Below are 10,060 nucleotides of genomic sequence, written 5' to 3'. Positions count from 1 at the left end.
GCTCATCTGCCCTTGGCTGCCATTGGGATCACCGCCGACCGCCTGCCAGGTCCGCCCATCCGGGGAGACCCACGCGGTTGGCACGGCCTGGGACGGTCCGGCGCCTGGGGGTGCGGTCCATCCGACCGCCACGAGTCGGCCGCCGATGCTGGCGACACCGGTCATCACGCCCGGTCCGGAACCGGCTGGGGATGTCACCGCCGCGGGAGTCCAGGCTGAAGCGCCATCGGATGACCAGGCTGCCGGGCCTCGGTCAGACCCGCCGGACCCGCTGCCGACGGCCACTCGGCCGCCGCGCGGGTTGTCGGTGAACCCGTACACGGCGCTGCCGGGCGCGGCGTCGGCCGTCAGCAGGCCTGCGGTGAGTCTGGCGACCGTCGAGGAGCCCACGGCCGGTCCGGTGGATCTTGTACTGCCTGGACCAGAGGACTGCGGGGCGGACGTCGACGACGATGAGCCCCCGGTCGCCACGAGGACGGCGGCGAGGATCGCCGCGATCACCACCAGCGCGATCAGTCCACCCACCGCGGCCACGCGCCGGCTCTGGGTTCGGTAGCCCTCGTCCGACGGTCCGAGGTGTATGCGCAGCGGTTCGTCGCGGTCAGTTAGTCGGACGTCGCGGGTGCGTACCTGCGGCGGATGCAGGAGCTGGTCGTAGGGCTCGTCGAGCCCGGCCTGGGCGAGGTCGACCTCGACGGTCACAGCTGGCCGGGCCGGAACGGGCAGCGGCGCGAGCAGGTCCGCGGCCAGGGCCGCCGCGGCACTGTCGGCGCTTCGCGCGGTGCCGCGGTCGGTGGCCTGCGTATCGGGACTGGTGTCGGTACTGCCGCGAACGTCGGCATCGGACGGGGTCGCGGCGGGCCGCGCCATCGTGCGGAGCTGCGGTGTCTGCGGTGTCTGCGGTGCCCCCTGAACCCGCGGTGTCTGCGGTGCCCGCCGTGACAGCCGTGCGCCGCCGGCGATCGCCGCGCCGAGACAGACGGCGAACTTCGGATGAGTGTCCACGGTCACCAGCACGCGGAACTCCTGCTCGACCAGCCGGGCGACCAGGGGAATGCGGCTCGACCCACCGACAAGCAGGACCCGGTTGAGTTCCGCCGGCTCCACCCCGGCGGAACGGCACGTGCGCCGGAACGTGTCAAGGGTCCGCAACACCATGATCCGTACGGATTCCTCCAGGTCATCACGGGTGAGTCGGACGGTCCGGTTGCAACCCGGGATGATCACCGGGATCTCGGCCTCGGTATCGGCGGACAGCGCCTCCTTGGCCGCGACCGCTGCGGCGTGCACCTGGGCGACCGCACGGGCCGTCTCGGGGTCGGTCAGATCCTGGCGTTGCCAGGGCGGGCCGACCGTCCGCGCGATGTGGTCGAGGACGGCCTCGTCGATGTCGATGCCACCGATGTCGTCGTCACCGCCGGGTTCGCCGCACACCTCGAAACCACCGTCGGTCTTTCGCAGCACCGTCGCGTCGAAGGTGCCGCCGCCGAGATCGTAGACACCGACATGATCGCCTGGGGTGAGGCGGTCCTGCGCCGCGTAGTGTCCCGCGGCTGCCACCGGCTCCGAAAGGAGCCCGACGTCGGTGAGCCCGGCGAGCCCAGCGGCCTGTTCCATCAGGTCCTGGCGGTGACCGGACCAGGTGGCGGGGCGGGTCAGCATCACATGGCCCGGCGCCTGCGATTCACGCTCGGTGACTTTACTGACGACAAATCTGATCATGTCGGCGACGAGGTCGGGTATCTCCACCGGCGTGTCGGCGAGTCGTACCGGCACGTCATCGCCGAACCGGCGCTTGAACTCCCTTGCCACCCGGGACGGATCGGTTATGGCACGCCGTTCCGCGGCCTCACCGACCAGCATTACTCCGTCGTCACGCAGGAACAGTACGGACGGTATCGTCCTCGCGCGTTCGCCGAGGTCGACGACCTCAGCCCGCCCGTCTCGCCAGATCGCGGCCGCGGTGAACGTGGTCCCGACGTCGATGCCGAGGGCATAGGTCATGAGGCGGCGGCCAAAGCGAGCATCGTAGGGAGCGCCAGCGAGCGAGGAGCGCAGCGGAGGACGCCGCCGGGGTACACGGTCATAGCGCGTTGGTCATCCTAAAAGTGAGCGTTCACTCGGGCACGGCGTAGCAGTTGGCGCCTTTTACCGACTGCCTGAGCGCGGGCAGCACCTTCGCGCAGTAGCCTGTCGCGTCCTGATAGCTGGCGAACCCGTCCTTGAGGACCACGTACTCGCCCTGATCGGGCTTGTCGGTGGGCTCGCGAAGCCGCTGTGACCGGCGGCTGTCCATCAATTGGACCACTCCCACATCCGGCAACCGTTGGATGTCGCTGATGAACTGCTGCGCGGCCTGGTTGTCGGTCGCGACGCGGTCGTCGATCGCGAAGGCGTGGAAGATGACGTAGATCCCCTGCGGCTCTACCTGCCCAGCGGCGCCGGTGGGGCTGACACTCGTTGTCGGTCCCACACTCGTTGTCGGTCCGACGCTCGGGCTTGGGGTGGGGCTCGGGCTGGTGGGGGCCACGGGTGCGGTCGCGGCGGTCACGGGTGCGGTCGGTGCCGACGTCCTCGTCGGCGCCCGGGTCAGCAGGGCTGCGCCGGCTGTCGCGACGATACCGATCACCAGCGCCGCGCCAGCCAGCTTGACAGCTGCCCTGGGTATGACCGGGACCTGTTCGAAGACGGCATCGAGCTGGCCCTCGACCGCCTGTTGGTCGGCTCCGCTCGTTCGGGCCTGGTTCGTCCGGGTTTCGTCGGTTCGGGTTTCGTCAGTTCTCGCGTAGACCAGCCGGACGGGGTGGCGCACCATGGTGCCGCGCAGGAACGGCCGCACCGCCCGTGCCTTGAGGAACACCTCACCGGACCCGCCCGGTTGGACCTCGACGCTCGTCGGCGCGAGGGCGTAGCCGAGCGCGCCGTCCTCGTCCGGGACGGACAGGCGGAGTAGGGCCGGGGCGGTGCCGCGATTGTCGAAACGCGCGATCCAGCGGGCTGTCCACCGCCCGCGCCGTATCTTCGTGGTGATGACGGCGGCCGTGATCTCGTGAATCGCGCCGACCGTTATGTCGCCTTCTTCGACGGCCACCCAGTTGCGGTTCTCCCGCGAGCGGCACCGTAACGCGAACGGTATCTTTCCCACCGGTGTCCCCGGGCCGGTCGGCGGCCGGAACAGCAGTTGAACGGTTTCCTCAACCCCGCGGGTGACCGAGATCTCCGCTGGGATGACCTCGGCCCACCCCGACGCCGCCCCCAACACGTCAAACGTGTACCGCTCGACGAGGTCGCCGTCGTAGCGGACCGTCGCCGTCGTCTGTACCAGTTCACCCGGCCGGACCTGCAACCGGGTCTCGTGGAGACGAAGTTCCGGATCCATACCGACTCCGTTCCCTCCAGCTCCCTACAGCCCCGGCCACCGTGCACGTCCCGCGGCCCCTGTTCACATCCCCGCCCGCGCTACCGACCTACCCACGACCGGACGATGTGGAATGACCCGACCATACGACGGTTCGACATGCCTGCGTCCACCGGTCGCCAGCCGTTGCCCGTGGGTACCGCCCGAAGGCCCGACGGTGCGGACAACTCTGCCCCTTCGGTTCGTTCCCCACGGCCGGGATGGCCTCTACCATGGCCCTTGCCTTGTGATTCCTGGGGGGAGAAGCCCATGACCGACCCTTCGGCGAGCGTGTCCGAAGTCGAATGGTTCGCCGAACGCTACGAGGAACTCGTCCGTAACGTCGAGCTTTTCGTCCGGGGTAAGCGGGATGTCATTCGTCTCGCCCTGGTGTGCATGGCGGCCGAGGGCCACCTGCTCATCGACGATGTTCCCGGGGTCGGGAAGACCTCCCTTGCCAAGGCCATCGCGAATTCCATCGACGGAACGATGCGCCGGATCCAGTTCACCCCCGACCTGCTTCCCACCGATGTCACCGGCGTGCAGGTCTGGGACGAGCGCAGCCGGGAGTTCGAGTTCCGGCCCGGAGCGGTGTTCGGGAACATCGTGCTTGCCGACGAGGTCAACCGTGCCTCGCCGAAAACACAGGCGGCGCTCCTGGAGGTCATGGAGGAACGCCAGGTCACGGTGGACGGCGTCTCCTATGAGCTGGCCCGACCCTTCATGGTCATCGCGACCCAGAACCCGGTGGAACACGGCGGTACCTACGACCTCCCCGAAGCCCAGATCGACCGGTTCATGATCCGGATGGAAATCGGCTATCCGCGCCACGAGGCCGAGGTGGAGATCCTGGAGAACCGGGCCCGCGGCCAGACGCTCAATGAGGTGAACCCGGTACTTTCCAGCGCCGAGGTGGTCCGGATGGCCGACATCGCACGCCGCGTCCATCTTTCTCCGGCGGTGCTCGGTTACATCGTCACGATCACCGCGGCGACCAGGCGCATGCCCGAACTGCGCCTCGGGGTGAGCCCACGTGGCGGGCTCGCGCTCGCGGTCGCGGCCCAGGCACACGCGGCGGCTGACAGGCGGTCGTTCGTCACCCCGGACGACGTGCGCACGCTCGTCCCGTTCGTGCTTGGCCACCGGATGCTGCTGCGGCCCGAGGCGGAGCTGGCCGGCGGCACCGCGGCGAGCCTGCTCAGTGGGCTCACGGCGTCGGTACCGGTGCCGGATCAGCGGGTGGTCCACTAGATGATCACCCGGTCGGGCTTCGCTGTTGCCGCGGCCGTGGTCATCCTCGGCCTGTCCGGTGCGCTGCTGGACTACCCGGAGCTGGTCGTGTTCGCTCTCGGGGGTCTGGCCGCCCTGCTCGTCGCGGCTGCCTGGATGCTCGTCACTCCGGACGTCACCGTCGTCCGGGAGATCCAGCCGCTGCGGGTGGCCGAGGGCGAGGGCGCCCGGGGTCTGCTCACCGTGACCAACTCCGCGCGGCGGCGCAGCCCGCCGTTTCTCGCCAGCGAAGCCGTGGGGGAACGCCACGTCGCGGTGACCCTGCCCAGTCTGGCGCCGGACCGCTCGTTCGAGACCGCCTACCCGCTGCCCACCGATCGCCGCGGCGTCTACCAGGTGGGTCCCCTCACCATCGGTCACAGCGACCCGCTCCGGCTCATGCACATCGGACGTTCCTACGCCTCCCGGTCGGAGCTGAAGGTGCATCCTCGGCTGCACCCGGTGGCACCGCTACCCACCGGCGGCTCCCGGGACATGGACGGGCCCACGACGAGCACGGCGCCGCTCGGCGGCGTCGCCTTCCACAGCCTGCGGGAGTACGTCCGCGGCGATGATCTACGGCTCGTGCACTGGCGGTCGACCGCCCGCACCGGGAAACTCATGGTCCGTCACAACGTGGTGCCCAACGAGCCGCGGCTGATGGTCGTGCTCGACACCAGCACCGCCCCCTACAGCAAGGATTATTTCGAGGACGCGGTGCGGGTCGCCGCCTCCCTTGCGATCTCCGCCCGGGAGCATGGCTTTCCGGTCGAGGTACGGACCACCGGCGGGGTGCGCGCGGTGGCCGACCGCGGGGCGGCCGAGCGGGGGTCGATCCTCGACCTGTTCGCGGAGGTGCGCGCCGCGGACGACGATCCCGGGCTCGGCGCGCTGCCCGGCATGCTGCCGCGGGAGGACGGGGTGGCGCTCGGCGTGGTGACCGGGCAGGCGCCGGTCGCGATGCTCGCGGCCATCTCCCTGGTCCGCAGCCGGTTCACGATGGCGAGCCTGGTTCTCCTCGGCGAAGAGCACGATCGTCCCGGACCCTCGGTGCAGGGAGCCATGGTCGTGAACGTCCGAACCAGCCAGGATTTCGCCGCTGTCTGGAACGCGAGGGTACGTAGGTGAGCGCGATACGGCCGCGGGCCGGCCAGCTCGTGCTGGTCGCGGCTGTGATGCTGCTGGTGGCGATGGTCTTCGGCCCGTTCTTCGCCGGTGCCGGCTACCTTGTACCGCTCGGTGGGTCCGTCGTGCTCGCCGCGGTGGTGGCGGCCGTCGCGTCGGTACGGATCCGTCGTCTTGACGTCACATTGCTGGTGGTGACCGGCTGCGGCCTGCTGTTCGCTCTGCTCGCGCTGTTCCCGTCCCGCTGGGGGAGCGGGCTGCCGGGTTCGCTCCTCGGGGCCTTCGGCCGTGGCCTGCGTGACGGCTGGGCCGACATGCTCACCGCGGGGCTTCCGGCGGATCCGACCGGCGAGCTGCTGATCGTCCCGGCGTTGCTGCTGTGGATCGCAACGGCTGTTGGCGTCGTCGTTGCGCTGCGGACCGACGCTGTGCTCGCTCCGTTGCCGCCGCCGATCCTCGCGTTCGCCACGGGTCTGCTCTTGGTTGCCGCGCGCGGGCGCTCACAGGTGTGGCTGGCCGGCGCCATCCTGCTGGTCGGGGGAGCGCTGGCGCTGGTCCGGGCAGCCGATCGATCCAGTTCCCACGACAGCGCTGGTGCTGGGCGGTCGGACGCCAGGCCGTCGGGTTCTGAGCGGTCGGACGCTGGGCGCTCCTGGCGGCGGCTCACCTCGGGTCGGCTGGCCTTTGGCTTGCCGGTGGTGGTCATCCTTGTCGTCGTCGGTACGCTCGGTGCCGCGGTCCTGCCGATCGCGGATGGTTCCGACCGGTTCAACCCTCGTGACCACCGCCATCCCCCGGTGCAGGTGACCTCGGCCCTCAACCCGTTGGTGAACGTCAAGGCCCAGCTTCAGGCCGATCCGGTGGAGCCGCTGTTCACCGTCCACCTGGCCTCGACCGAGCGTCTGCAGGTCGACCGCATCCGGACAGCCGCTCTCGGTGACTTCGACGGCGCCAGCTGGACCGACGGCGCGACATTCGTGGCAACCGGTCGGACCTTGCCCGACGATCCTGTCGCGGCGACCCCGCGTGGCACAACCGTTGATGCCGAGGTCACCGTTGACCGTCTCGACGGGGTGTTCCTACCCTCGCTCGGGCGCCCGGTCGGGATCACCGACATCGGTGGCGGTAACGGCGGTGGTACCGGCGCGACGATGGCGTTCGCACCGGATTCCGGCGTCCTGGCGATGACAACATCCCCGGGGCCCGGCCTGCGCTACGACCTGCGCTCGGTGGTGCCCAATCCCACCGACGCGGAGAAAGCCGCGGCCAGACCCCTGAACGACCCGTCGGTGACGCGTTACCGGGCGTTGCCGGGAGCCGTGCCAGCCGACCTGACCCAACTCACCGACGGCATCATCGACGGTGCGACCAATCCGTACGACAGGCTCGTCAGGATTCAGGCGTATCTGCGGGACCCGAAGAGGTTCCCGTACGATCTCGGCGCCGCGCCCGGTCACTCCTACGGCGCCGTCTCCCGGATGCTCGCCGTCGACACCGACAGCGCCCAGTTCCGTCGCAGCTACGCCGAGCAGCACGCGGCCGCGTTCGCGCTGATGGCACGGATCGCGGGTTTCCCGTCCCGGGTCGCCGTCGGCTACCTGCTCGACCAACGTTCCTCGACCGGGCCCAATACGTTCCGGGTGACCACGCGTAACGCCCACACGTGGCCAGAGGTCAACCTCGCCGGTCTCGGGTGGGTGGCGTTCGAACCGACCGATGTCAGCAACCTGGTGACCAAGCTGCCACCGGCCGACCCGAATTCCTCCAATGGCGGGCCAGCAGACAAGCAGCCTTCGCCGGCGGAGCCGGCGCCCCCGGTGATCCAGCCGGAACTCTCCTCCACCGGCACGCCGGGCGGCGGGGGCGGCGGTGGTGCGGCCGGGACGGCGGCCTGGTTCGGCCTCGCCGTACTCCTCGGCATTGTGCTGGTTCTGTCACTGATCGTCGGCGAGAAGGCGCGAAGGCGGCGGCACCGGCAACGCTCCGGGCCACCCTCGGCTCGTATCGGCGGTGCCTGGCGCGAGGTGCGGGACAGGCTCTCCGAGTGCGGCCTGCCGAGATCGCATGCCCTGACCACGCGGGACGTGGTGGGGCGCACCCGTGACCTGCGCGCCGTGGGCGCGGCGGGGGAGCAGATGGAACAGCTCATGCCGGTGGTCAACGCGGCCCTGTTCGCCGAAACCGAACCCGGCGAGGCCGATGCCCGGCGCGCCTGGGAGCTCACCCGGCTCGCCTGCCGTGAACTCAACCGTGCGGGTGGGCTGCCCCGGCGGGCGCGGGCGATCGTCGATCCTCGGCCGTTGCTCCCGGGCGGCAGCAGATGATCATGTTTTGGCTCGGGCTTGCTGATGGTCTGACGTGAGGTGACGAAGATGCGACGGCGACGGCTCACGCGTCCGGCACGGGGTGCCAGGCTGGGCGCCGCACTGGCCGGTGTCGTTGTGCTGGGTGCGTTGGTGGCTGCCGGTTGGTTGGGGGATGTTCCGGCGCGGTCGGTGGCGTTGGATGACGGGTCGGCGTGGTTGGTGTCCTCGGTGGGTCAGGCGGCGTTGGTGGACGGGTCGTCGGCGCAGGTGGTGGCGCAGGTGAAGGTGGGTGAGGGTGGGGCTGATCTGTCGGCGGCGCAGTCGGGTGCGGATGCGTTTGTGGCGAATACCTCGGATGGGTCGGTGCGGCGGGTCGATGGTGCGACGTTCGCCGTCGGGAACGCGGCCCGGTTCGCGAATGCGGGGCAGTCGTTGGCGGTGTATCCGGGGCGGCAGGCGGTGTATGCGGTGACTGCGCAGTCGGGTCTGGTGACGACGGCTGATCCGCTGACGTTGCAGGTGCGGGCGCAGCAGTCGTTGGCGGCACGGGTGGCGCCCGGGGCGGCGCAGCTCGACGGCGCTGGCAGGTTGTGGCTGGTGGATGCCAATACCGGTGATCTGATCTGGCTGGACGGTGCGGGCCGGCACACCAGGCGGGGGGCTGTTGATCCGGCGCGGGCGACGCTGGTGCGTTCCGGTGACACGGTCGTCATTGTCGATGTTGTCGCGCGGACCGCCCGTCCGTTGCGTGCCGACGGTGGTACGGACGCCGGTGGGTGCGTGGATACGCAGGTCGGTGACACCACCGTCACGGTGGCCGGCTCGACGTCGGCTGATCGGGTGTATGCGGCGAGCGGTCGGCGTGGTGTGTTGTTGGTGTCGGATCTGTCGCATGGGTCGTGTGACACGGCGGTGGATCTACGCGCGGCCGGTCATGATCTGGGTGCTCCGCATGAGGCGGCCGGGCGGGTGTTCATCCCGGATTTCACCGCGGGCCAGGTGATTGTGGTGGATGTTGGCGCGCGGCGGCTGGTCGCGAGCCCCAAGGTGCTGCCGGAGCGGACCCGGTTCGAGTTGGTGTCGCAGGGCTCGTTCATGTTCTACAACGATCCTCGCAGTGCGCAGGCGGGGGTGGTGCGCTTGGACGGGTCGGTTCGGCAAACCGAGAAGTACAACCCCAAAAATCCCGGCAATGGGGTGGTTCAGGGGCCGGGTTCGGGGAATCCGACGCAGTCCTCGCCCACGCAGTCCTCGCCCACGCAGTCCTCGCCGACGCAGTCTCCGGTGACCTCGCCGCCGACCGGGCCGACAACGCCGCCGACCGGGCAGCCGCAACAGGCGAAGGGGGACGTGCAGATCCGGGTGTCGGCGACTCAGGTCGTTGTCAACCAGCCGGTGGAGTTGCGGGTGGTCGCGACGAACGGCGGCATCGTCGCCTCCGTGGCATGGACGTTCGGAGATGATGCGCCGACCTCCGGCGTCCAGGTCAGCCATTCCTGGCCGAAGCCCGGTGTCTACACCGTCCGGGCGCAGACCCGGCTCGCCGATGGCCGCCAAGCCACCCCGACCGCCACGATCACCGTGGTTGCTGATGAGCAATCATTTGCGACGCCGATCCAACATCCCACGGACAGTCAGCACAGCTCGGACGTAATTCCGACTCGTTCTGCCACCCCCACGCCCAGCCAGACCTCTACCCCCACGCGGCCGCCGGACGGATTCACGCTGTCGATCTCCACGAGCGGGAACGGCAGTGTGACCGGGAACCCTGGGGCAATCGACTGCCCATCGGGCGGCGGGGTGCGCACATGCACCGCCTCCTATGCCGCTGGCACGCAGGTGACGCTGACGGCTGCGGTGGCATCCGGTTCGGCGTTCAGCGGATGGTCGGGCGACTGCACCGGGACCGGTACCTGCACGGTGACCATGGATATGGCGCGTAACGTAACGGCAACCTTCACAG

At 69.8% G+C, this 10,060-nt stretch carries 6 protein-coding genes; 4 read left to right on the top strand and 2 right to left on the bottom strand.

The window, feature by feature from the left end; genetic code table 11:
• Nucleotides 1-2,004 (bottom strand): Hsp70 family protein (locus tag U9983_RS23345; protein WP_322756075.1); only part of this gene is annotated, 2,004 nt, incomplete at its 3' end.
• A gap of 112 nt (nt 2,005-2,116) precedes the next feature.
• Nucleotides 2,117-3,379 carry a hypothetical protein gene (locus tag U9983_RS23340; protein ID WP_322756074.1) on the bottom strand — a complete coding sequence of 421 codons (1,263 nt, stop codon included), beginning with the start codon at nt 3,377-3,379 and terminating at the stop codon, nt 2,117-2,119.
• Nucleotides 3,380-3,667: 288 nt separating this feature from the next.
• Here U9983_RS23340 and U9983_RS23335 point away from each other — a divergent pair, with 288 nt between their 5' ends.
• The 4 genes from U9983_RS23335 to U9983_RS23320 form a co-directional block, all read left to right on the top strand.
• Nucleotides 3,668-4,648, top strand: a complete 981-nt coding sequence (locus U9983_RS23335; RefSeq protein ID WP_322756073.1) for a MoxR family ATPase — start codon at nt 3,668-3,670, stop codon at nt 4,646-4,648.
• Nucleotides 4,649-5,794, top strand: a complete 1,146-nt coding sequence (locus U9983_RS23330) for a DUF58 domain-containing protein (protein ID WP_322756072.1) — start codon at nt 4,649-4,651, stop codon at nt 5,792-5,794.
• Nucleotides 5,791-8,115 (top strand): transglutaminaseTgpA domain-containing protein, encoded by a 2,325-nt coding sequence (locus tag U9983_RS23325; RefSeq protein WP_322756071.1) that lies wholly within the window; start codon nt 5,791-5,793, stop codon nt 8,113-8,115. The genes U9983_RS23330 and U9983_RS23325 overlap by 4 nt, the downstream gene beginning before the upstream one ends.
• A 48-nt stretch (nt 8,116-8,163) precedes the next feature.
• A partial coding sequence (locus U9983_RS23320) for an InlB B-repeat-containing protein (RefSeq protein ID WP_322756070.1) occupies nt 8,164-10,060 on the top strand: 1,897 nt, incomplete at its 3' end.

The organism is Protofrankia sp. Cas3 (genome assembly GCF_963555955.1).
Classification (GTDB): domain Bacteria; phylum Actinomycetota; class Actinomycetes; order Frankiales; family Frankiaceae; genus Protofrankia.
Note: the sequence above shows the minus strand (reverse complement) of the source record. Positions and strands in the feature narration are given on the sequence as shown.